Source organism: Reyranella aquatilis (genome assembly GCF_020880995.1).
Taxonomy (GTDB): domain Bacteria; phylum Pseudomonadota; class Alphaproteobacteria; order Reyranellales; family Reyranellaceae; genus Reyranella; species Reyranella aquatilis.
The window spans coordinates 87,899-107,475 of record NZ_JAJISD010000007.1 but is presented as its reverse complement, the minus strand read 5'-3'; the positions used below and the strand labels follow the sequence as shown (position 1 = coordinate 107,475).

24 protein-coding genes and 2 pseudogenes are annotated in these 19,577 nt (G+C 63.7%); 20 read left to right on the top strand and 6 right to left on the bottom strand.

The genetic code is table 11. The annotated features are described in order from the left end of the window. The first annotated feature begins 90 nt into the window (after positions 1-90). Positions 91-771, top strand: coding sequence for a RadC family protein (gene radC / locus LJ725_RS16840; protein ID WP_230551798.1), 681 nt, complete (start codon positions 91-93; stop codon positions 769-771). Positions 772-782: 11 nt separating this feature from the next. Here radC and LJ725_RS16835 read toward each other — a convergent pair. Next, positions 783-1,225 (bottom strand): annotated as a pseudogene (locus LJ725_RS16835) (flavin reductase family protein). 277 nt (positions 1,226-1,502) lie between these two features. On the opposite strand from LJ725_RS16835, the gene LJ725_RS16830 reads away from it, so the two are divergent. After that, on the top strand, positions 1,503-1,979 hold the full coding sequence (locus LJ725_RS16830; protein ID WP_230551797.1) for a hypothetical protein: 477 nt from the start codon (positions 1,503-1,505) through the stop codon (positions 1,977-1,979). Between the two features lie 532 nt (positions 1,980-2,511). Continuing rightward, the gene (locus tag LJ725_RS16825; protein ID WP_230551796.1) at positions 2,512-2,835 is read left to right on the top strand and encodes a DUF736 domain-containing protein; all 324 of its coding nucleotides are present in this window, start codon (positions 2,512-2,514) and stop codon (positions 2,833-2,835) included. Positions 2,836-3,071: 236 nt separating this feature from the next. Here LJ725_RS16825 and arsB read toward each other — a convergent pair whose 3' ends face one another. Then, positions 3,072-4,100, bottom strand: a complete 1,029-nt coding sequence (arsB, locus tag LJ725_RS16820) for an ACR3 family arsenite efflux transporter (RefSeq protein WP_230551795.1) — start codon at positions 4,098-4,100, stop codon at positions 3,072-3,074. A gap of 98 nt (positions 4,101-4,198) precedes the next feature. On the opposite strand from arsB, the gene LJ725_RS16815 reads away from it, so the two are divergent. From LJ725_RS16815 to LJ725_RS16780, 8 genes are all read left to right on the top strand, one after another. After that, a complete protein-coding gene (locus tag LJ725_RS16815; protein WP_230551794.1) occupies positions 4,199-5,047 on the top strand; it encodes a metalloregulator ArsR/SmtB family transcription factor in 849 nt (282 codons plus the stop codon). 16 nt (positions 5,048-5,063) lie between these two features. Beyond that, on the top strand, positions 5,064-6,107 hold the full coding sequence (locus LJ725_RS16810) for an ArsJ-associated glyceraldehyde-3-phosphate dehydrogenase (protein WP_230551793.1): 1,044 nt from the start codon (positions 5,064-5,066) through the stop codon (positions 6,105-6,107). Then, positions 6,104-7,351 (top strand): organoarsenical effux MFS transporter ArsJ, encoded by a 1,248-nt coding sequence (gene arsJ, locus LJ725_RS16805; RefSeq protein WP_230551792.1) that lies wholly within the window; start codon positions 6,104-6,106, stop codon positions 7,349-7,351. Before LJ725_RS16810 ends, arsJ begins: the two co-directional genes overlap by 4 nt. 50 nt (positions 7,352-7,401) lie before the next feature. Then, positions 7,402-7,722, top strand: a complete 321-nt coding sequence (locus tag LJ725_RS16800) for an ArsR/SmtB family transcription factor (RefSeq protein WP_230551791.1) — start codon at positions 7,402-7,404, stop codon at positions 7,720-7,722. Between the two features lie 59 nt (positions 7,723-7,781). Beyond that, entirely contained in the window at positions 7,782-9,134 is a 1,353-nt protein-coding gene (locus LJ725_RS16795) for an FAD-dependent oxidoreductase (RefSeq protein ID WP_230551790.1), read from the top strand. Further along, the gene (locus LJ725_RS16790; protein WP_230551789.1) at positions 9,134-10,303 is read left to right on the top strand and encodes an MFS transporter; all 1,170 of its coding nucleotides are present in this window, start codon (positions 9,134-9,136) and stop codon (positions 10,301-10,303) included. The genes LJ725_RS16795 and LJ725_RS16790 overlap by 1 nt, the downstream gene beginning before the upstream one ends. Next, positions 10,284-11,528: an MFS transporter gene (locus LJ725_RS16785; RefSeq protein WP_230551788.1), complete on the top strand. Its 1,245-nt coding sequence runs from the start codon at positions 10,284-10,286 to the stop codon at positions 11,526-11,528. Before LJ725_RS16790 ends, LJ725_RS16785 begins: the two co-directional genes overlap by 20 nt. A 72-nt stretch (positions 11,529-11,600) precedes the next feature. Then, positions 11,601-12,314, top strand: coding sequence for a sulfite exporter TauE/SafE family protein (locus tag LJ725_RS16780; protein WP_068190747.1), 714 nt, complete (start codon positions 11,601-11,603; stop codon positions 12,312-12,314). Between the two features lie 67 nt (positions 12,315-12,381). Here LJ725_RS16780 and LJ725_RS16775 read toward each other — a convergent pair whose 3' ends face one another. Further along, positions 12,382-12,540, bottom strand: coding sequence for a hypothetical protein (locus LJ725_RS16775; protein ID WP_156716909.1), 159 nt, complete (start codon positions 12,538-12,540; stop codon positions 12,382-12,384). An 80-nt stretch (positions 12,541-12,620) separates the two neighbouring features. Next, positions 12,621-13,229 (bottom strand): annotated as a pseudogene (locus tag LJ725_RS16770) (cation transporter). Between the two features lie 90 nt (positions 13,230-13,319). On the opposite strand from LJ725_RS16770, the gene LJ725_RS16765 reads away from it, so the two are divergent. Next, positions 13,320-13,721: a MerR family transcriptional regulator gene (locus LJ725_RS16765; RefSeq protein ID WP_230551787.1), complete on the top strand. Its 402-nt coding sequence runs from the start codon at positions 13,320-13,322 to the stop codon at positions 13,719-13,721. A 405-nt stretch (positions 13,722-14,126) separates the two neighbouring features. Here LJ725_RS16765 and LJ725_RS16755 read toward each other — a convergent pair whose 3' ends face one another. Then, positions 14,127-14,354, bottom strand: a complete 228-nt coding sequence (locus tag LJ725_RS16755; RefSeq protein WP_068190743.1) for a helix-turn-helix domain-containing protein — start codon at positions 14,352-14,354, stop codon at positions 14,127-14,129. Positions 14,355-14,598: 244 nt separating this feature from the next. Here LJ725_RS16755 and LJ725_RS16750 point away from each other — a divergent pair, with 244 nt between their 5' ends. Continuing rightward, on the top strand, positions 14,599-14,862 hold the full coding sequence (locus LJ725_RS16750; RefSeq protein ID WP_068190742.1) for a DUF2285 domain-containing protein: 264 nt from the start codon (positions 14,599-14,601) through the stop codon (positions 14,860-14,862). Positions 14,863-15,011: 149 nt separating this feature from the next. Further along, positions 15,012-15,332 carry a transcriptional regulator domain-containing protein gene (locus LJ725_RS16745; protein ID WP_230551786.1) on the top strand — a complete coding sequence of 107 codons (321 nt, stop codon included), beginning with the start codon at positions 15,012-15,014 and terminating at the stop codon, positions 15,330-15,332. Positions 15,333-15,354: 22 nt separating this feature from the next. Here the strand turns inward: LJ725_RS16745 and LJ725_RS16740 are convergent, their stop codons facing one another. Then, positions 15,355-15,528 (bottom strand): hypothetical protein, encoded by a 174-nt coding sequence (locus tag LJ725_RS16740; RefSeq protein ID WP_230552057.1) that lies wholly within the window; start codon positions 15,526-15,528, stop codon positions 15,355-15,357. Between LJ725_RS16740 and LJ725_RS16735 the strand changes: the two genes are divergently transcribed. The 6 genes from LJ725_RS16735 to LJ725_RS16710 all read left to right on the top strand — a co-directional run bounded on the left by LJ725_RS16735 (position 15,445) and on the right by LJ725_RS16710 (position 19,131). Next, positions 15,445-15,786 carry a DUF2285 domain-containing protein gene (locus LJ725_RS16735; protein ID WP_230551785.1) on the top strand — a complete coding sequence of 114 codons (342 nt, stop codon included), beginning with the start codon at positions 15,445-15,447 and terminating at the stop codon, positions 15,784-15,786. The two genes, LJ725_RS16740 and LJ725_RS16735, sit on opposite strands and share 84 nt — an antisense overlap. A 141-nt stretch (positions 15,787-15,927) precedes the next feature. After that, positions 15,928-16,209 carry a helix-turn-helix transcriptional regulator gene (locus tag LJ725_RS16730; RefSeq protein ID WP_230551784.1) on the top strand — a complete coding sequence of 94 codons (282 nt, stop codon included), beginning with the start codon at positions 15,928-15,930 and terminating at the stop codon, positions 16,207-16,209. 13 nt (positions 16,210-16,222) lie between these two features. Continuing rightward, positions 16,223-17,095, top strand: a complete 873-nt coding sequence (locus LJ725_RS16725) for a replication initiator protein A (RefSeq protein ID WP_230551783.1) — start codon at positions 16,223-16,225, stop codon at positions 17,093-17,095. Positions 17,096-17,339: 244 nt separating this feature from the next. Beyond that, positions 17,340-17,804 carry a DUF2840 domain-containing protein gene (locus tag LJ725_RS16720; protein ID WP_230551782.1) on the top strand — a complete coding sequence of 155 codons (465 nt, stop codon included), beginning with the start codon at positions 17,340-17,342 and terminating at the stop codon, positions 17,802-17,804. Further along, positions 17,804-18,310 (top strand): S26 family signal peptidase, encoded by a 507-nt coding sequence (locus LJ725_RS16715; RefSeq protein ID WP_230551781.1) that lies wholly within the window; start codon positions 17,804-17,806, stop codon positions 18,308-18,310. Before LJ725_RS16720 ends, LJ725_RS16715 begins: the two co-directional genes overlap by 1 nt. Positions 18,311-18,312: 2 nt before the next feature. Further along, a complete protein-coding gene (locus LJ725_RS16710; protein ID WP_230551780.1) occupies positions 18,313-19,131 on the top strand; it encodes a lytic transglycosylase domain-containing protein in 819 nt (272 codons plus the stop codon). Positions 19,132-19,577: the final 446 nt, after the last annotated feature.

Sequence of the window (19,577 nt, the reverse complement as noted above, 5' to 3'; positions counted from 1 at the left end):
GCAAGAGGAAGGCCGGGGGCGGGTGAGCCGCCGGGCCTTCAGAGAGAGCGGGCGGCGGCTCTCCCTTTGCTGCTCTCCGGGACACGATCCATGGCTATATCCACTTTGACCTCTGTATCTACGTCGCTGCGCCAAGATCCGGTCAGGAATGGTGATCTTGCCGTCCTGCCGGCGACGGAGACGACGGAGCAGGATCTGCTCGCCGGCTTGCTGGCTTCCTCGCAAGGTATCGAACAAGCTTCTGCCCTCTTGCGGCACTTTCCCAGCATTGGCCATGTCATCACCGCAGAAACGGCGCAGCTTCGCGCCTTCGGATTGACGGGCCGCGACATCGCCGCGTTTCGGCTTGTTCGCGAGATCGCGTGCCGCATGGCCAAAGCCGAGGTGCGCAGGCGTCCCATGCTCAGCAATTGGCAGGCGCTGATCGCCTACCTGCAGACGGCAATGGCCTGTGAGCAGGTCGAGCAGTTCCGAATCCTGTTTCTCGATATCAAGAACAATCTGATCGCTGACGAGGTGCAGCAGCGGGGAACCGTCAATCACACGCCCGTTTATCCGCGGGAGGTCGTCAAACGAGCGTTGATTCTAAACGCCTCCGCTTTGATCGTTGTCCACAATCATCCATCCGGAGACTCAAAGCCGTCGCGGGATGACATTGAGATGACGCGGGAATTGAAAGCGGCCGCCCAGGCTCTCGGTATCGAGCTGCACGACCATGTCGTGGTCGGGCACGGCAATCATGCTTCCTTCCGGTCGCTCGGACTTCTGTAGGTCGCCGGCTCTTACAGCATTCCCGGTCTGAAGTGCGATCGCCGGCTGATGACCTTGCCGGCGATCACGAACACGCCGTCACCGGTGTAATGAAGCGTCTCGGGATGCTTCGGCGATGCCGCGACATGCGCCTTCACCACCTCGAAGATGAAGAAGTTGTACTTCGAAATCAGGCGGCCGTCCGCCGGCCGGCATTCGAAGCTGGCGTGGCATTCGGCGATCAAGGGCGCATTGACCTCCTGTGCGTTTTGCGGCGTCAGCTTGAACTTCTCGAACTTGTCGATCTGCGCCCCTGACGTGTTGCCGATACCGACGACCTCATCGATGAGCGCCGTGGTCGTAGGTTGATGACGCATTCCCTGCTGCGTCGGATCAGGCCGAAGCTGTGATTGCCGCCGGCGATCACGCAGCCGATGAGGGACGGCGTGAATTCCATCACTGTCTGCCACCCCATCGTCATGATGTTGCGCTCGTCGCCATGCGCCGATGTGACCAGCACGATTGGGCCTGGCTCCAGATAGCGGCGGATCTTCGAGACCGGCAGGTCGTTCTTGCGGCGGACCCTCGCCATCTTTCCCCCTTGAGCTGGAATGCGGTTCCTCGAGAGCATCAGCGTCACTCGTTTACAACCTAAAGTCTCTCTTCTGCCACTTTCAATCCTGATAAGATTCGGCGGCGCCATGGTGGTGGTGGAAGGCGCGACCGTTCGACCCTGGTCACGGAGATCCACCATGCTTGCTCTCGGCATCGTACTCAGCATCGTTGGCCTTTGCTTCTTCTGCCGGCTGCTGTTTACGCTGGCCATCTATGCGCTCCCCACCTTTGCCGGACTCACCGCAGGATTGGCGTCGTTTCACAGCGAGGCAGGTGTCCCCGGTGCGATCACTGTCGGATTGCTGGTGGGCGGCGCGACATTGGCGTTTGGACAACTCGCCTTTGCGGGCGCGCGCACGCCTCTCATCCGCGCCATCTGCGGCCTGCTCTATGGCGTTCCAGCTGCAATCGCCGGCTATCAGGTGTCATTTGCCTTGGCGGGCATCGGCATGGTCGGCAATGTTTGGCAGACGGCGTTCGCCGCGGTCGGCGCGGTTGTCTCCGGCTGTACGGCCTTCTCGCGATTGGCATTATTGACCCCGTCGGCGGACGCACAGGGCACGAGGAGCGCTTCCTCGCTTGCTGACAGGCGACTGCACGACCAGGGGCGCTGACGCTTTTGCATCTCATCATCGAACAGGTTGGCGAAGATCGGCGTGGCGAACGCTTGTCTCGACGCGACTGTCGAACGCAGGCCCTCTATGACCACTTCGAGGCGCCGTTTCTCTGGCAAGCCGACAGGATGAAGGCGAGGTGCGTCTGCGATCCATTGAGCTGGGACGATGCCGTCCTGCTTCTGCGCTATGGCTGCCGTCTCTTCGCCCGGTGTGCCGGTCCTCTTCCGCAGGGACCGTCAAGTTGGCCATGATTTCTCCCGAGGAGCTGTTCGGCGCGCGACCCACGGCCTCTCTTTGGCTGATCTGGCCAGAGGACGGCTGCGCCTCGATCGCCTGAGCCGCAACGGCTGCGGTTCGACTTTCTTCCCCTGGGCTTCGCCCATTCCTCGCGAGGCAAGAAAGTCGCCCCGCCGCCATCCTCCGCTCTGCTCCGGCCCGTGAACGGGTGCGGCGTCGATCGCCTCCGGCCTGCAGATCGCCATCGAGGCCGCGATGGTCGCGGGGCTCGAAACAGCACAGGAGAAGTCACATGGCCAACATCGGTACCTTCAAGAAGTCCGGCAACGAGTACCAGGGCGAGATCGTCACGCTCAGTGTCCAGGCGAGAGGCGTGCGCATCGTCCCCGAGGCCAACCGCAGCAACGACAACGCCCCCAGCCACCGGGTCTTCGTCGGTCGCGCCGAGATCGGGGCTGCCTGGTCGAAGCGCTCTAACGAGGGCCGCGACTACCTCTCGCTCAAGCTCGACGATCCGAGCTTCAACGCGCCGATCTTCGCCAACCTGTTCGACGACGAGGACGGCGAGGGCTTCAGCCTGATCTGGTCGCGCAGCCGCAAGAAGAACGGCGAGTAAGCCGCGGCTCCCAGAGCCCCGCCCGGACCGCCGGGCGGGGCTTTTCTTTGCTTGGGCGGCTGTGTTTCTGAAAGGCCGCAAGATGAGGCATGGGATAGAGCAGCCATGTTTTTGCGTTCGGCTTCGAGGCCTAACGGGATGGTGCGACTTCGATTTGGGTGCAGGCTCAACGATCAGGTCAGCCGGACGCACGCTCAGGCGGGGCTTTCTGTCGATCAGTTAATCGCCCTTGGCGATTAACTGTGTCGTTTCTGTTCGTACCAACCTTTGCTCGCGTTCACGATCCTCACAACGGACAGCATGACGGGCACTTCTATGAGGACCCCGACCACGGTGGCCAGCGCCGCGCCCGAGGAAAAGCCAAAGATGCTGATGGCCGCCGCGACCGCCAGCTCGAAGAAGTTGCTAGCGCCGATTAGCGCCGACGGCGCAGCGACGCAATGCTGCTCGCCAGCCGCCCTGTTCAGCAGATAAGCCAAGCCGGAGTTGAAGTAGACTTGGATTAAGATTGGCACCGCCAAGAGGGCGATGATCAACGGCTGCGCGATAATCTGTTCTCCCTGGAAGCCGAACAGCAGCACGAGCGTCGCCAGCAAGGCAACGAGCGAAGCCGGTTGCAGGCGCGCCAGCAGGCGCGCGAGGGCTTCCCGGCTCTGCGCGAGCGCCGCGCGGCGTATGAATTGCGCCAGCAGCACGGGCACGAGGATGTACAGGGCGACTGACAGCAGCAGCGTCTGCCATGGCACCACGATGGCCGATAGGCCGAGCAGCAACCCGACGATCGGTGCGAAGGCGAAGAGCATGATCGCGTCGTTCAACGCCACCTGCGTCAGCGTGAAATCGGGCTCGCCTTCGGAGAGGTTGCTCCACACGAACACCATCGCGGTGCAGGGTGCGGCCGCCAGCAGGATTAGGCCGGCGATGTAGCTGTCGATCTGGTCGGCCGGCAGCCACGGCCTGAACAGATAACCGATGAACAGCCAACCGAGCGCCGCCATCGAAAAGGGTTTCACCGCCCAGTTGATGAACAGTGTCACCCCGATCCCGCGCCAGTGTCGGCGCACCTCTGCGATGGCCGCGAAGTCGACCTTGATGAGCATCGGGATGATCATCAGCCAGATCAGGGCTGCGACCGGCAGGTTCACATGGGCGACTTCGGCCGCGCCCACGGTGTGAAAGACCACCGGGAAGAAGTGCCCGAGCGCGATCCCGACGACGATGCAGGCCGCGACCCAGAGGGTCAGGTAACGCTCAAAAAGGGACATTTCGCCGTCTCCCGCTCGTCGATCCGCTGGTTTGCCCGTCGACACCCGACGGCCGGCCACGTAATACGTATGTCATACACTTGGACTATTCGAGAACTATGGAATCATCGGACGTAGCTGCCGGATTTGCTGCCCTTTCGCAAGAGACCCGCCTCAACTTGATGCGGCTTCTGGCGAGCAAGGGAGCGACCGGCATGGCGGCCGGCGAACTCGCCAGCGCGCTGGGGCAACTGCCTTCGACGCTGTCGTTCCATCTGGCTGCCCTGGAGCAAGCCGGTCTCGTTCAATCCACCCGGCAGGGTCGCAACATCATCTATGCGGTCCGTTTTGCCGGCTTGCGCGCGCTCTTCAGCTTCCTGACGGAGACGTGCTGTGGGGGACGACCGGACCTCTGTGGCGACCTGGCGCGACTCCTCCCCGAGGATCAACCCGAGGTTCACATGACTCCCGCCTTCAACGTCCTGTTTCTGTGCACGCACAATTCCGCCCGCTCGCTGATGGCCGAGGCAATCCTCGAACAGCTCGGCAAGGGCAAGTTCAACGCCTATTCGGCGGGCTCCGACCCGGCGGGCCAGCCGATGCCAGACGTACTGGCCAAGCTCAAGACGCTCGGGCACGACGTGGCCGGATTGCGCTGCAAGTCGTGGGATGAGTTCACCGGCCCGAATGCGCCGCGCATGGATTTCGTCATCACGCTTTGCGACATCCTGCAGGGCCAGCACTGTCCCGACTTCGGCGAGCGGTCGGTGACGGGCGCGTGGCCGCTGCCCGACCCCGCCAAATTCATGGGCTCCGATGTAGAGCGCGCCACGATGATCAACGAGCTGTACGGCATGATTCGCCGGCGGCTGGAGATCTTCATCAACCTTCCCTACGCCTCGCTCGATAGGATGGCGCTCAAGAAGCGCCTCGACGAGATCGGCGACTCCGCCAAGGCCCCGGCGTAAGCGGACGGAGGCTGCGATGAAGGTCGGCATCAACGGCATGGGGCGCATGGGGCGCCTGGCGCTCCGGGCTGCGTTCGGCGGCATGCATCGTCCCGGCGACGACCCACGGCGCGATAATCGTCTGGAGGTCGTGCACCTCAACGAGATCAAGGGAGGCGCTGGCGCCACGGCGCATCTTCTGGAGTTCGACAGCATGCACGGCCGCTGGCGCACCTCGTTCGAGGTCGACGGCGAGCGTGGCATCGCGGTCGGCGGCACCTATCTCGGCTTCAGCGCCGCCGCTTCGCCCGGAGATGTCGCCTGGGGCGATCTCGGATGCGACATGGTTCTCGAATGCACTGGCAAGTTCTTGAAGCCGGAGCAGTTGCAAGCCTATTTCGATCGCGGCGTGAAGAAGGTCATCGTCGCAGCACCCGTCAAGGACGAGCGCGCGCTGAACGTCGTCGTGGGCGTCAATGACGGCCTCTACGATCCGGCCCGTCATCACCTGCTGACGGCGGCGTCGTGCACAACCAACTGCCTCGCACCGGTGGTCAAGGTGGTGCACGAGTCCATCGGCATCCGGCATGGTCAGATCACGACGGTTCACGCCCCGACCAACACCAACGTCGTCGTGGACGCGCCGCACAAGGACCTTCGGCGGGCACGCTCGGCCATGCTTTCGCTGCAGCCAACGACGACCGGCAGCGCCACTGCGATCACGGTCATCTATCCTGAACTCAAGGGAAAGCTGAACGGGCATGCCGTGCGGGCGCCGATCCTCAACGCGAGCCTCACCGACTGCGTCTTCGAGTTGAAGCGCTCGACCACGGAAGCCGAGGTCAACGAGCTGTTCCAAGTGGCCGCCAAAGGACCGCTGGCGGGCATTCTCGGCTACGAGACGCGCCCCCTCGTTTCGGCGGACTACGCCAACGACACGCGCAGCTCGATCGTCGACGCTCCCAGCACGATGGTGACTGACGGCACGATGCTCAAGGTCTACGCGTGGTACGACAATGAGGTGGGCTATGTCTGCCGCATGGTCGACCTCGCCCGAATGGTGATCGACGCAGGCACATGATGGGCACGTCGGCGCGCGATTACCTGATCGTTACGGCGTCGTACTGGGGCTTTACCCTAGTCGACGGCGCGCTGCGCATGCTCGTGCTGCTCCACTTCTTCAGGCTCGGGTACTCACCGTTCACGCTCGCCTTCCTGTTCCTGCTCTATGAGTTCGCCGGCATCGTGGCGAACCTGGCGGGCGGCTGGCTGGCGACGCGTTTCGGCATCCCCCGCATGCTGATGGCTGGTCAATCCCTCCAGATAGCCTGCCTCATTATGTTGTCCGCGCTCGATCCGTCGTGGACGGCTGCCGCTTCTGTCGCGTGGGTGGTTGCGGCACAGGGTATTGCGGGACTGGCCAAGGATTTCACGAAGACAGCCTCCAAATCGGCCATCAAGGCGACGGCCGGCGATGGCGCGGGCCGGCTCTTCAAATGGGTGGCGTGGTTCACCGGCTCGAAGAACGCAATGAAGGGAATAGGTTTCTTCGTGGGGGGCTTGCTGCTCGACGCCGTGGGCTTTCGTCCTGCTCTATGGCTGATGGCTGGCCTGCTGGTCGTCATCCTGCTTACCGGGCTCATTCTCTTGCCCCGTGAACTCGGCAAGGCGAAGGCCTCGAAGTCGATGCGCGAGCTGTTCGCCAAGTCGTCGGGCGTGAATCTTCTGGCGGCGGCACGCGTTTTCATGTTCGGCGCACGCGATGTCTGGTTCGTCGTTGGCCTCCCCGTGTTCCTCTACGCCTCTGGCTGGCGGTTCGTGGAAGTGGGCGCGTTCCTCGCCGCCTGGACGATCGCCTATGGCGGACTGCAGGCCGTTGCGCCGGCGTTAGTTCCGCGAAGCACCGACGGGCTCAGCCGCGAAGTGCCGGGCGCGCGCGTATGGGCGGGCATCCTGCTCGCCGTGCCGGTGATGATCGCCTTGCTTTTGTCCGGCCAGCTCGGCTTGCGTCCTGACCTCATCGTCACGGTCGGTTTGGCGATCTTCGCGCTGCCCTTCGCCGTCAATTCCTCGCTGCACTCCTACCTGATCCTGGCCTATGCCGGTTCGGAGAAGGCCGCCGAGGATGTCGGCTTCTATTATGCCGCCAATGCCTGCGGCCGATTGAGCGGCACGTTGCTCTCTGGGCTCTTCTATCAATTGGGTGGGATGACCGTCTGCCTGCTCGGCTCCGCGGCCATGCTACTGGCCTGCTGGGCCATCACTTTCCTGCTGCCCGGAGCGGCCGGGCATCCTCGCCCTCGGGCCGCACCGAGCAATTTCTAAGATTCTAGAAATATGGTTGACTCTCTCCAGGGAGAGCCTACCTTTGCGTCATGAAGATCGAAGATGCCGCTGCCCGTCTGGAAGCACTCGGCAATCCGACGCGACTGAAGATCTACCGAACGTTGGTGCGTGCCGGCGCCGAAGGCATGTCGGTTGGCCGGCTGCAGACCAAGCTGGATGCAGCGGCGTCGACCCTGTCGCATCACATCAAGTCTTTGATGATCGTCGGGCTCGTCACGCAGGTTCGGGAAGGCGCGACCCTCGTCTGTCACGCCAACTATGAGGTGATGCGCGAACTTCTTGGGTTCATGGCAGAGGAATGCTGCGCCGAGGGCACCCGTCCACCAGTGGCAATTCCGAGTGTTGCCTGACTCACCGCGCTATTTTTTGCCTGAGAATTTCCAAAATTCTAGAAGGATAGGAGAGCCAAATGCCCGACTCACTCACAAAGCCGAAGACAGTTGCCGTGATCGGCGCCGGTCCCGTTGGACTCGCCGCTGCGGCGCATCTGCTGGAGCGCGGACTGGAACCAGTCGTTCTGGAAGCCGGTCCGACGGTCGGCCATGCCGTGCGTCAGTGGAGCCATGTGCAGACCTTCTCGCCATGGGAGTTCAACATCGACAAGGCGGCAGATCGCCTGCTGACTAGCGCCGGCTGGAACAAGCCGCAGCCCGATCACTATCCGACCGGCGCTGAACTGGTGGAGCAGTATCTCGAACCGCTGGCGACGCGCACTCCGTTGAAGGATCGCATCCGGACCAGCAGCCGCGTGACGGGCATCGGCCGTGTCGGCTTCGACAAGGTGAAGACGAAGGGCCGCGAGACTGCGCCGTTCGAGATTCGGTACGAGAACGGCAAAGGAGCAGATAGAATCACGGCCGATGCCGTCATCGATGCGAGCGGCACCTGGTTCTCTCCCAATCCAGCCGGCGCGAATGGGCTGCAGGCAGCCGGTGAGCATGACTCCCATGATCGAATTACCTACGGTATGCCCGACATACTGGGCCGCGACCGCGCGCGCTATGCCGGCCGCACTGTCGCGGTACTGGGCGGCGGCCACTCCGCCGTCGGCACCCTGATCGACCTTGCGCGACTCAAGGAGCAGGTGCCGGCGACGGAGGTCGTCTGGCTGCTGCGTGCGACTGATCGGGCGAAATCCTTTGGCGGTGGCACGGCCGACCAACTCAAGGTGAGGGGCGCGCTGGGCTCGGCCCTCGCAGGCCTCGTCGCTGGCGGAACGATTCGGACCGAAGCCGGATTCCGTGTCGGCCATATCGACCACGAGGGCGAACGCCTGCGCGTGGCGACGGGCGCGGCCTGCTGCGCGCGCGCCGTGACGGTCGACGAGCTGATCGTCGCGACCGGCTTCCGGCCCGACCTCGATTTCCTGCGCGAGCTGCGCCTGTCGCTCGATCCGGCACTTGAATGCCCGCCAATCCTCGCGCCGCTGATCGATCCCAACGAGCATAGTTGCGGCAGCGTGCGTCCGCACGGCGCGCGGGAACTGAGCCAGCCCGAGGCCGGCTTCTACTTCGCCGGCATGAAGTCCTACGGCCGCGCGCCGACCTTCCTGATGATGACCGGCTACGAGCAGGTCCGCTCGATCGCCGCCGAGATCGCGGGCGACCACGAGGCTGCGGGCAAGGTCGAGTTGGTGCTGCCGGAGACGGGAGTGTGCAACGGCCCTGCGCCGTCGGCGTCGCCTGCCGATGCCGCCTCTAGCTGCTGTGCGCCTGCGCAGCCGGCCGTGGCGACGAGCTGTTGCGCTCCCAAGGCTTCGTGATGGATCGCCGCCGCCTCGCGACAATCCTCGTCCTGGGGACGGCGCAGACGCTGGCTTGGGGGTCGACCTACTATCTGCCAGCGGTGCTGGCAGACGAGATGGCGCGAGACATCGGCATCTCGACCAACCTGTTTTTCGGCACCTTTTCCGCCTCGCTCATCATCTCCGCCGTGATCGGCCCGAAGGTTGGCCGGATGATCGACCGGGCGGGTGGTAACGGTGTCCTCTCGGCATCGAACCTGCTGTTTGCGGTGGCGCTGGTACTGCTATCACAGGCGCATTCCTTCCTGCCGTTTGCCGTCGCATGGATGCTGATGGGCGTCGGCATGGGCCTCGGCCTTTACGATGCAGCCTTCGGCGCGCTGGGCCGCCTCTACGGCAAGGACGCGCGCGGAGCGATCACCGGCATCACGCTCCTTGCAGGCTTTGCAAGTACCATCGCCTGGCCACTGACTGCATGGGGCGTGGCTGAGATCGGATGGCGCGAGACATGCCTGATGTGGGCGGCCGCGCACATCGTCATTGGCCTTCCGTGCAACTACCTGCTGCTGCCGCGTCCCACCGATCTCGCGGCCACGATCAAGGCGGCGGACGAGCCGGTGCCGTTCGATCGCACGATGGTGCTGCTGGGAATCGCCTTCGCTTTGGCGTGGGTCGTCACCGCCGGTATGGCCGCGCACTTACCGCGCATCATGGAAGCGGCGGGCGCAAGCCCCACCCAGGCCATTGCGGCGGGCGCGCTCATCGGGCCGGCGCAGGTCGCGGCGCGCATGCTCGAAGCAGGCCCGCTGCGGCGCCTGCATCCACTGGTCTCGGGCCGCCTCGCGACCACGACACATCCGGCGGGCACGTTGGTCCTGCTGACCTTCGGGGGTGGCCTAGCCGCGAGTGCCTTCGCGGTGCTGCATGGCATGGGCAACGGCGTTCTCACCATCGCGCGCGGCACGGTGCCGCTCGCGCTCTATGGGCCGAAGAACTACGGCTACCGGCTCGGCCTGCTGGGTGCACCCCCGCGCTTCCTGTCGGCGGGAGCACCGCTGCTGTTCGCTTTGCTGATCGACCGGCTCGGTGCCGGCGTGTTGCTCATTTCGTCCGCGCTTTGTGTCGTCGCGTTTCTCGCCCTCTTGATGATCCGGTTACCCGTTCCCCATGCAAGCTCTGCCGACTGATACCTCCAAGGGCGCGCGCCTCGTCGCCGTCGTCTGCGCTGCGCAGATTTTCGTGCAGATCGGCGCCGGCTTCTGGCCCGCGCTGCTGCCGCAGATGATGCAGCGCTGGAGCCTGTCGAACAGCGAGGCCGGCTGGATCACAGCGATCTTCTTTGGCGCCTACATGGTTTCTGTGCCGGTGCTGGTCACGCTCACCGACCGGATCGATGCCAAGAAGGTCTATCTGTTCGGCGTCGCCTGCACCGTGGCGGGGCATCTGATGTTTGGACTGTTCGCCGATGGCTTCTGGTCGGCCTTCGCCACGCGCGCGCTTGCAGGGCTGGGCTGGGCCGGCACTTACATGACCGGGTTGAAGCTGCTGGCCGACCAGGTCGACGCCAAGCTTATGTCGCGGGCCGTCACCGGGCACGCGGCGAGCATCGGCATTTCCGGGGCCGTGTCGTTCCTGCTGGGCGACGTTCTCGCCGACCAGTTCGGCTGGCGCTCGGCCTTCGTCTTCTCCGCCGTGACGGCGGCCATCGCCTGGATCATGGTCGCGACCGTCGTACCGACGCACCGACCGGCGCCGCGCAAGCCTGCGCAGGGTGGTGGCTTGTTCGATTTCCGGCCGGTGATCCGCAATACTTCGTCTTTCGCTTATTCGGTCGTCTACTGCGTGCACACCCTGGAGATGAGCGCGTTGCGCGGCTGGGGTGTCGCGTTCCTCGCCTTCGTCGCCGCGCACACCGGGCTCACCGACGAGACCCTCTCGCCCGCCCTCGTCGTCACCGTACTGGCGTTGCTCGGCACCTTGGCCAGCATCGCCGGCAACGAAGCCTCGATCCACTTCGGCCGCCGCCGCCTTGTCGCGACGGCAATGATCCTGTCGATCGGCTTCGCCGCCGTCGTTGGCTTCGCCGGCTCGACTCACTACTGGCTCGCGGTGGTGCTGCTGATCGCCTACGGCATGGTGGTGTGGCTCGACTCCTCGTCGGTCACGGCGGGCGCCGCGGGCAACGCCGATCCCGCACGTCGCGGCGCCACGCTCGCGGTGCACTCGACACTTGGATATGCCGGCGGGTTTCTAGGGCCGTTGATCGTAGGATGGACGCTCGACCTCGCCGGCGGCATGTCGCCGATGGCCTGGGGCCTCGCTTTCGGTGTGGTCGGCCTCCTCATGCTGCTGGCGCTTGTGGCGTTCCTGGCGATGCGGCCTGCCAATCTTGTCGGCGACCGACGGAGCTAGTAAGGACCCGGAAGATCTGCTCGCGTGAGGCTCACGCGAGAAAACCGTTAACGGTTCGGGTAGCTTCTCGGGATGCTCGTCGCGCTCATTCTCCTTGCCGTGTCAGCGGTCTATGCCAGCGTCGGTCAGGGGGGCGGCACAGGGTTTCTGGCTGTCATGGCGGTCGCGGGCGTGCCGGTCGGCGATCTCCGGCCGACGGCATTGGCCATGAACATCGTCGCGGCGTCCTACACGACGTGGCGCCTGCATGCGATTGGCTTCATCGACTGGCGCAGGCTGATCTCCCTCGCGGTCCCGGCGCTGCCTGCGGCGTTCGTCGGCGGGCTGGTGGCGCTTCCCGCCGGCCTCTACGCACTTGTCACTGGCGCGTTGCTACTGGCGACGGCGCTGCTGATGGTGATGCGTCCGCAGGCAGCCCGCTGGTCCATTTCGCCATCGACGATGGGTCTAGCGGCGCTGGGGGGCGCCGCCGGGCTATTCTCGGGCCTGTCCGGAATCGGCGGCGGCGTATTCGTGGCGCCGGCGCTGATCGCGCTAGGTTGGGCAGGGCCGAAGGAGGCCGCGGGCCTTTCCGCACCGTTCATCCTGGGCAACTCGATCACAGGGCTCGCCGGTGCGCTGCTTTCGGGCCAGCAGCTCGCATCGGAGTTCCCGCTGTATGCCGCCGCCGCCCTGCTGGGCGCGGCCGCCGGCACCGCCTTCATTCAGCGCCTTTCCGAACGCACCGTCCGACTCGTGCTGGCCGGCATCGTGGCGTTCGCCGGCTTCCGTCTCATGTCGAGGTGACGACGCGACGGCCGGCCTCCGTGAAGGATACGCGATGCTCGCCATCGAGAACGAGCCATCCTTTCGTCTAGGCCAGACGCGCCGCTTCCTCGACGGCGCCGGTCTCTGGCAATAGCAGGCGCTGCGCGATCCTGCCCAAGTCGACCCACTTCTGCGGGCGGCCGCTCGTGTAGTTGTAGGCCTCGCAAAGAATCTCTAGAGCGATTGAATTGGCGTCGTCCCGCATGGTCCGATTCCGTTGAATGTGTCTCCTCTACCTTACATCGTCCGAATGCCGGGGGAGTAGCTCATGCGAGGCCCTTGCCCCTATTCCGCCGGTACGGACCGCGCGGTCGGCGCCTCGCGCGGTTCCGACAGTGCATGCCGGCCAATCTGCCACGCACCCGAGAGCGAAAGCAGCGCCATAATCGAGCCGACCACGAGATCGGGCCAGCCGGTGCCGCTGGCGAACACGCCGAGAGCCGCCAGTATGACGGCGACGTTGCCGATGGCGTCGGTGCGGCTGCAGATCCAGACGGAGCGCATGTTGCTGTCGCCTTCGCGGAACAGGCAAAGCATCACCGCCACGAACAGATTAGCCAGCAGCGCGAAGAAACCGACGACGCCCATAGCATGCGCATCGGGCACTCGGCCGAAGAATACGTTGTAAATCGTGACGCCCAGAATCCACGCTCAGAACAGTCCCAGGGTCGCGCCCTTCAACAGCGAGGCCCGTGTCCGCCAAGTCAGCGCCATCCCGGCCGCGCCAAGGCTGACGGCATAGTTGGCGGCGTCCCCTAGGAAATCGAGCGCGTCGGCCTGCAGGGGCACCGAGCCGGCAGCCGCACCGGCCACGATTTCGATCACGAAGAACGAGGCATTGATCGCGAGCGCAATCCAAAGCGCGGGCTGTTCAGGCTTTGCGAACTGGGGCATTCCGCCGACTGACAGCAGGCCATAATGCACCTGACGACGTTTGCGACAGGCCCAACGTAGAGGATGTAGTTACTAGAGGGTCATGCCTGGATGGACAGTTTCACGATCGGCAAGCTCGCAGCCGCTACCGAGACGAAGGCCGAGACGATCCGCTACTACGAGCGCATCGGCCTGCTGGCACTGCCGGAGCGGACGGAAGGCAACTACCGCGCCTATCTTCCCTCGCATCTGGCGCGGCTGCGCTTTATCCGCCGCTCGCGCGCGCTGGGCTTTTCGCTCGACCGGGTGCGCGCGCTGCTGCGCTTCTCCGACGATCGCGCCTGCTCGTGCGACGAGATCGACCGGATCGCCAATCAGCACCTGAAGGAGGTCGAGGACAAGATCGCCGACCTCAAGAGACTGCAGTCGGAGTTGCAGGACATGATCGGCCAGTGCCACCGCGGCACCATCGCCGACTGCCGCATCATCGTGACGCTGGGCACGTCGAGGTAACGACACTGCCACCTATTTGTGCATGCCCGCCAAACCTTGACCGACGAGATGACGAGGATCGCGGCCAGCAGCGGCAATTGATAGGCTGATTCGATGATCCCAACAGCATTGCGCCGATGAATCTGCCGGCGATAGAGCCCAGAGCCATGACCAGAATGAAGCGGGCGTTTCGCGACAGCACAGCGAAGGTGCTGTCGAGGCTGTAGCGTGCGAAGCTGACCAGCATCGTGGGCAGGCCGACGACCAGCGACAGGCTTCCGGCCAGCCGCGTCGCCCGAGAGGCGCCGATCCACGTGCCGCACCATGCCCTAAGAGGCCGCTAGGAGGGTTGGCGGCCGTACGAAGCCACCCTTCGGCCGAAGCGACGGAAGGGTGTCTTCGCCTGACGGTAACGATCCCTTGTGCTCACGACCGTGATTTTTGAACCGATTCCACAAGCAGGTCAGCCGGACGGACGTTCAAGGATTCTGCCACTTGCAAGATCGTCAGGAGAGTGACGTTCTGCAGCCCTCGCTCGATCGCACTGACGTAGGCCCGGTCCACACCCATGCGAGCGGCGATCGCCTCCTGGCTGAGGCCCGCTGCCAGTCGATAGACGCGGACGTTGGCGCCGAACACCTTGCGAATGTCCATCCGCAGGATAGGAGGCAATCGCGTATTCTGGCGCTACGTACTATAATACGCGACCAAATTTGCTGGTGCGACGACGTCTCTATGCTTTTATGCAGATCAGGCTGCAATGGTCTTTACGATGCGCTTCGTGAGCATGGAAGTTGATGGAGGTGATGCCTGGCTTGCATCGCCAATGGGCATTGGACTGTGACTATGCGGTGGTTGGAGTTCCGACGAATGTTCTTCCCTCGCTGCGATTCCTGAGATGACGACGCCTCCTTTTGACGACAGCCCTCCTGAAAGCGACGTGGTCACGCCGTACGACGAGCGGCACTTCGCGACGTATCTACGTTTGCTGGACGCTGCGGCCGAGGCCGCAGACTGGCGAGAAGTCGTGCGTATCGTCTTTCAGCTAGATCCGGCATTGGAACCCGACCGCGCAAGCTTGGTCTACGACACTCATTTGTCTCGGGCTCGGTGGATGACCGAGAAGGGCTTCCGCGATCTCTTGCGCGCATCGCGCAACTGACGGGCAAGGCACCAAGAAGGACCTTTAGATACCCGCTTGAGGGAGTCTTCGCATGACATCGCGCGTTCGGCGTTCGGGCTCTTCAACAACCCTTGGTCGCATGAAAGGCTTGGGCCCGTTAGCCCTGAGTTCGCGTAACGGAGTCTTTGATGTCCAAGAGACCCGATTGGAGGTCGCCCGACTATGTCGAAGCGTTGAAGGACCTCGATCGTGCCGGGTTCGCGTGGGAATTCCTGCGACGCAATCCGGCCTACCAGGAAGATTACGACCGGATCGACGAAGATCCGGAGGAGTCAGAGTTGAGCCCGGAGACGGTAGGAGGCAACTGGGGGCTTTCCTTTCGCCTGCGCCCCCTCACTCGATGCGACTGCCGCGCGAGTTCTATGGCGGCCAGAGCTGCTTCCCCATGCCGTGCTGCTCGTTCCTGCACCCAAGGGTTTCGAGGCCGCTTACCGCTTCGAAGCACTTGACGGCTTGCCGCCCTCGATAGATCTACAGCGCGGCGGAGAGCGGCGCTGCATCGTGAATGATGCCGATGGCCCACATTCCTTGTGGCTCGAGGGTGAGCGCCCAGCGGTGCCAATGGCGGCGCTTATCCCCCTGGATGAGACCGTTCTCCTTCGCCTCGCCGGTTTGCTCCGCCTGAAGCGCCGCCTCGATCGCCACTCCGCTGGCCCGCTTCCGTCCGCCTGGCAGATCACAGCGCGTCTCCGCAGACGGCTTCTAATCATGATCCGTGCGTTGGACGGTCACCTGGAGGGAGCAAGTTATCGCGAGGTGGCAAAGGCGCTCCATGGTCCGGAAGCGGTCGGGCGATTCCCCTGGAAGACCTCATCGATCAGGGGCCAGACGATCCGATTGGTCGCCGATGCCGTGGCCATGATGGACGGCGGCTATCGAAAGCTGCTGCGCGCCAGTCGTTAGCTTCGCCGATACCAGGGAAGGGGGTATCGCCAACCTCAGGAGTGAGTTCGTCATCCTCCCGGCCCGCGAATCTCCGCCACCGTGACCGTCGTTACGCCGTCGCCTCTCGACGGCTCTCGTCACAACCACGGAGCCATCCGCATGCCCGATCCTGCCGCCGGCCTGCCGCCGCGCTTTTTGCGAACGCCGGAAGCTGCACGTTTTCTCAGCCTGTCCGGACGGACCCTCGAAAAACATCGAACCTACGGTACAGGCCCCACCTATCGGAAGATCGGCGGTCGAGTCGTGTACGCCGTCGATGATCTCAAGGCCTGGGCCGACCGCGGGGCCAAAACGTCGACCTCCGATCCCGGGACGGGGACTGTGCTGCCTGCAAAGCCGCACATGAACCCGCTCGCCAACACTCCTCGTGCTCGGCGTTGAGTGGAGGCCAAACGTGACCTTCAAGCACAAGCGCATCAGCGAGCGAGACCAACTCGACCTGTTCAGGGCGTTGCCCGGCGATCTCGCACCGCGTGACGCCCAGGATCTCATGGCCTACCCGTTCTTCTCACTCGCCAAGTCGAAGCGTGTCCGGCCCATCGACTATCACACACGCACGGTTGCAATACGGGTCGAGGCCGTACCGGATCACGGCATGGCGACCATCTGGGACGCCGATGTGCTGATCTGGGCTGCTTCGCAAATCGTCGAGGCGAGGGATGCCGGCTTGAAGACATCGCGACTGATGGCTGCCACGCCTTATGAGATCTTGACGTTCGTTGGACGCGGCACCGGCGCGCGAGACTATGATCGCCTGAAGGCGGCCTTCGACCGTCTCCAGTCCACCACCGTGCTGACTTCCATCCGTCAACCTGCAGAGCGGCGGCGCCATCGCTTCTCCTGGATCAACGAATGGAAGGAGACTGCGGACAGCCACGGTCGTCCGCTCGGCCTCGAACTTATCATCCCGGACTGGTTCTATACCGGCGTTCTGGACGACGCGCTTGTGCTCACGATTGACCGTGCGTACTTCGATCTCACGGGCGGCCTGGAGCGCTGGCTATATCGAATCGTCCGCAAGCACGGCGGCCGTCAGGCCGATGGGTGGAGCTTCGATTTTTCGCATCTTCACGCCAAGTCCGGCAGCCTCTCGCCGCTCAAGCACTTCGCCTACGATCTGCGTGAGATCGTCCGCCGACAGTCACTGCCCGGCTATCGGCTTTGCATCGAGCGCAGCTTCCGCGGCGCGGAGCGTCTTGAGTTCGTGGCCGTTTCGCGCAGCCCTTTTATCCAGCGGCCGGTGGGTGCTTCTGGGGACAAGCTGTGACTCGGCTCGTGCTTTCGGGGACGTGGACCATCGTGCCATCAGGGACCCGATCCTCGTGCTATCGGGGACGAGAATCGCGAGATTGTCTTTGGCACTCAACGGCTTGGTGCCTCCTTAACTTCCCTAACCCAGATTCCTTCGGAATCTGTCTAACGCCCCAGACTTGTCCACTGGCGGGGACAGCCGCCTCGCCGGGAAGGGGCAGGTCAAGGCACGCAGGTCCGATCCGGGCAGGAGGTCGCGCATGACCGATCTCACGCAAGTCGAACTGTTGTGGCTCGAGAAGCAGATCGAACGATGGATACGCTTCGGCCGGCCCGTAGATGAGCGGATCCTGGATCGGCGGCGGCGGGTCCTTTCTTTTACGCCCGGCAGCACCTTCGGCTTCGTGCGCTGGGCCGCCAACGACCACGGAACGATCGCTTCGCGTATCGATATCCTGCGCGCCGTGCGCTCAAGCGAAGCCTGCGCAACGATCCCCTACGTCCGACCGGGTGCGGACATCCTGTTACGCGCTTCCGGCTGGGCGAAGGTGAAGCATGTGCTGCAGATGATCGACATCGTCGAAGCGCTGGGCGTCGATCCCGCCGACGCGGCACCGGATTACTGGCGCCATGTCCACAGTCGTCTGGCGGTGGGGGAAGCGTTGAGGCCTTACACGATGGCACGCCATAAGGCCTGGCTGCTGCGGCAGAGGCTCGAGTCGTAATGCGCCAGGTGTTCGTTTTGCTGATTGCGTTTGGTGTCGTCAGCCTGGTGGCGCCGGCCTTCTTGCAGCCGCATCGCATGATTGTGTGGAATGCGTCGGCCAGTGTTCCCGTGGGGCTTTACCTACTCGAAGCCACTGACGGGAGATATGTCTCTGAGCTGGTAGCCGTAGTGCCGCCGGAGCCGCTCGCGACCTTCCTTGCGGCCGGCAACTACCTGCCGCGCGGCGTTCCCATGCTGAAACATGTGCTGGCGCTTCCAGGCCAGACCGTTTGTCGAGATGGCCTCGTCGTCACCGTCGACAAGGTTGCTGTCGGCGTGGCGCTCGAGCGTGATCGCCAAGGGCGAGCTTTGCCGGTCTGGCAGGGCTGCCGCGTCGTCGCCGAGGACGCCCTATTCCTGATGAATTCGCGATCAGCGGACTCGCTGGACGGGCGGTATTTCGGGCCACTGCCGCGATCCGCCGTTACCGGTCGCGTTCATCCAGTTTGGACAAAGGAGCAGTGAACATGAAGTTACGCCGACATGAAGTGCCCGCCCGATCCTATGTGGGACGTCGTGGCCCTTCCTCCCTTCCGGCCAAGACCTTTCACAAGACGATCCGGTTGATCGTATCGATGGCCGCGATTCCTATTGTCGTAATCGTGATGTCATCCGGTGGTACGGCGCTCGCTCAATCTGCCACTGCGGTGTTGCGAAAGGCCTCATCGGACGCTGGTACCTATGCAAGCTTCGTGCGTGAAGCGGCCCAGCGGTTTGGCGTACCGGCATCCTGGATCGGAGCGGTGATGGTGATCGAAAGCGGTGGTGACGTCCTGGCTCTGTCATCCGCGGGCGCGATGGGATTGATGCAGGTCATGCCCGCGACCTGGGCTGATTTGCGTATCCGATATGATCTCGGTGACAACCCCTATGATCCGCGCGACAACATCCTTGCTGGCGCGGCATACTTGCGCGAGCTTCATGAACGCTACGGCTCACCGGGTTTTCTGGCCGCTTACAATGCAGGTCCCGGGCGTTACGACGACCACTTGGCCACAGGCCGACCATTGCCGCACGAGACGCAACTCTACGTGGCCACTCTTGCGCCGCTCATTGGAGAGCAGCAGGCCGATGATATCGTCGCCGCCAGCCGCCGCTTCGTTCCCTGGCAGGAAGCGCCGCTGTTCGTAGCGCGTACTCGCGACGATTCCGCAGGCACGCGGGCAGCGTCCAAGACGACAACTGACCGGCCAGCGCATGACCGGTCTGCCGATAACTCATCTCGATTGAAAGCGAGGACCGACAGCTTGTTTGTCCGCGCTGGAAACGCAGTGCGTCTGCCGTGATGTGGAGAGCAGACGGTTGGATCCTTCAGCTGTGCTCGTGAAGTCTTCATGAAGTCATCGGCTCAGAGGCCCCAGATCATGGACGGCAAGATAAAGCGGGTGGCCCCGCTGCCGTCGCTGCGCTCCTAAAGGCTTGTCTGCACGTTGTTTTTTGAGACCGCTGCGCCAGCTCTTCGCGGCAGACAAGCGTCCCTTCAAGCAGTTTTCTCTTTGTATTCAATGCTCCGAGCGCCGCCGCTTCTGGGACAAACCCTACCGTTGCTCCGCCTGAGGTGTCTTTTCTACGCCACGCAGCGATCCCCGCGTTCTGACGCTTGCGGCGCTTGGTTTCGCTACCAATCGTTATGCCATGTCGCGTGATGACGACGATTTCCGTCTCCGGCCCGGAAGGATCCAGGATCGCGGCGACGCGCGAACCGGGAGACGCCGCGCCGGGAGCCAAGCTA

Coding starts and splice junctions, on each gene's coding strand:
- LJ725_RS16745 (WP_230551786.1), top strand. CDS start 15,012: ATGTCCAAGAGACCCGATTGGAGGTCGCCCGACTATGTCGAAGCGTTG.
- LJ725_RS16755 (WP_068190743.1), bottom strand. CDS start 14,354: ATGGACATTCGCAAGGTGTTCGGCGCCAACGTCCGCGTCTATCGACTG.
- LJ725_RS16765 (WP_230551787.1), top strand. CDS start 13,320: ATGGACAGTTTCACGATCGGCAAGCTCGCAGCCGCTACCGAGACGAAG.
- radC (WP_230551798.1), top strand. CDS start 91: ATGGCTATATCCACTTTGACCTCTGTATCTACGTCGCTGCGCCAAGAT.
- LJ725_RS16780 (WP_068190747.1), top strand. CDS start 11,601: ATGCTCGTCGCGCTCATTCTCCTTGCCGTGTCAGCGGTCTATGCCAGC.
- LJ725_RS16775 (WP_156716909.1), bottom strand. CDS start 12,540: ATGCGGGACGACGCCAATTCAATCGCTCTAGAGATTCTTTGCGAGGCC.
- LJ725_RS16795 (WP_230551790.1), top strand. CDS start 7,782: ATGCCCGACTCACTCACAAAGCCGAAGACAGTTGCCGTGATCGGCGCC.
- LJ725_RS16830 (WP_230551797.1), top strand. CDS start 1,503: ATGCTTGCTCTCGGCATCGTACTCAGCATCGTTGGCCTTTGCTTCTTC.
- LJ725_RS16800 (WP_230551791.1), top strand. CDS start 7,402: ATGAAGATCGAAGATGCCGCTGCCCGTCTGGAAGCACTCGGCAATCCG.
- LJ725_RS16715 (WP_230551781.1), top strand. CDS start 17,804: ATGCGCCAGGTGTTCGTTTTGCTGATTGCGTTTGGTGTCGTCAGCCTG.
- LJ725_RS16730 (WP_230551784.1), top strand. CDS start 15,928: ATGCCCGATCCTGCCGCCGGCCTGCCGCCGCGCTTTTTGCGAACGCCG.
- LJ725_RS16810 (WP_230551793.1), top strand. CDS start 5,064: ATGAAGGTCGGCATCAACGGCATGGGGCGCATGGGGCGCCTGGCGCTC.
- arsJ (WP_230551792.1), top strand. CDS start 6,104: ATGATGGGCACGTCGGCGCGCGATTACCTGATCGTTACGGCGTCGTAC.
- LJ725_RS16825 (WP_230551796.1), top strand. CDS start 2,512: ATGGCCAACATCGGTACCTTCAAGAAGTCCGGCAACGAGTACCAGGGC.
- LJ725_RS16785 (WP_230551788.1), top strand. CDS start 10,284: ATGCAAGCTCTGCCGACTGATACCTCCAAGGGCGCGCGCCTCGTCGCC.
- LJ725_RS16750 (WP_068190742.1), top strand. CDS start 14,599: ATGACGACGCCTCCTTTTGACGACAGCCCTCCTGAAAGCGACGTGGTC.
- LJ725_RS16815 (WP_230551794.1), top strand. CDS start 4,199: ATGGAATCATCGGACGTAGCTGCCGGATTTGCTGCCCTTTCGCAAGAG.
- LJ725_RS16720 (WP_230551782.1), top strand. CDS start 17,340: ATGACCGATCTCACGCAAGTCGAACTGTTGTGGCTCGAGAAGCAGATC.
- LJ725_RS16710 (WP_230551780.1), top strand. CDS start 18,313: ATGAAGTTACGCCGACATGAAGTGCCCGCCCGATCCTATGTGGGACGT.
- LJ725_RS16735 (WP_230551785.1), top strand. CDS start 15,445: ATGGCGGCGCTTATCCCCCTGGATGAGACCGTTCTCCTTCGCCTCGCC.
- LJ725_RS16790 (WP_230551789.1), top strand. CDS start 9,134: ATGGATCGCCGCCGCCTCGCGACAATCCTCGTCCTGGGGACGGCGCAG.
- arsB (WP_230551795.1), bottom strand. CDS start 4,100: ATGTCCCTTTTTGAGCGTTACCTGACCCTCTGGGTCGCGGCCTGCATC.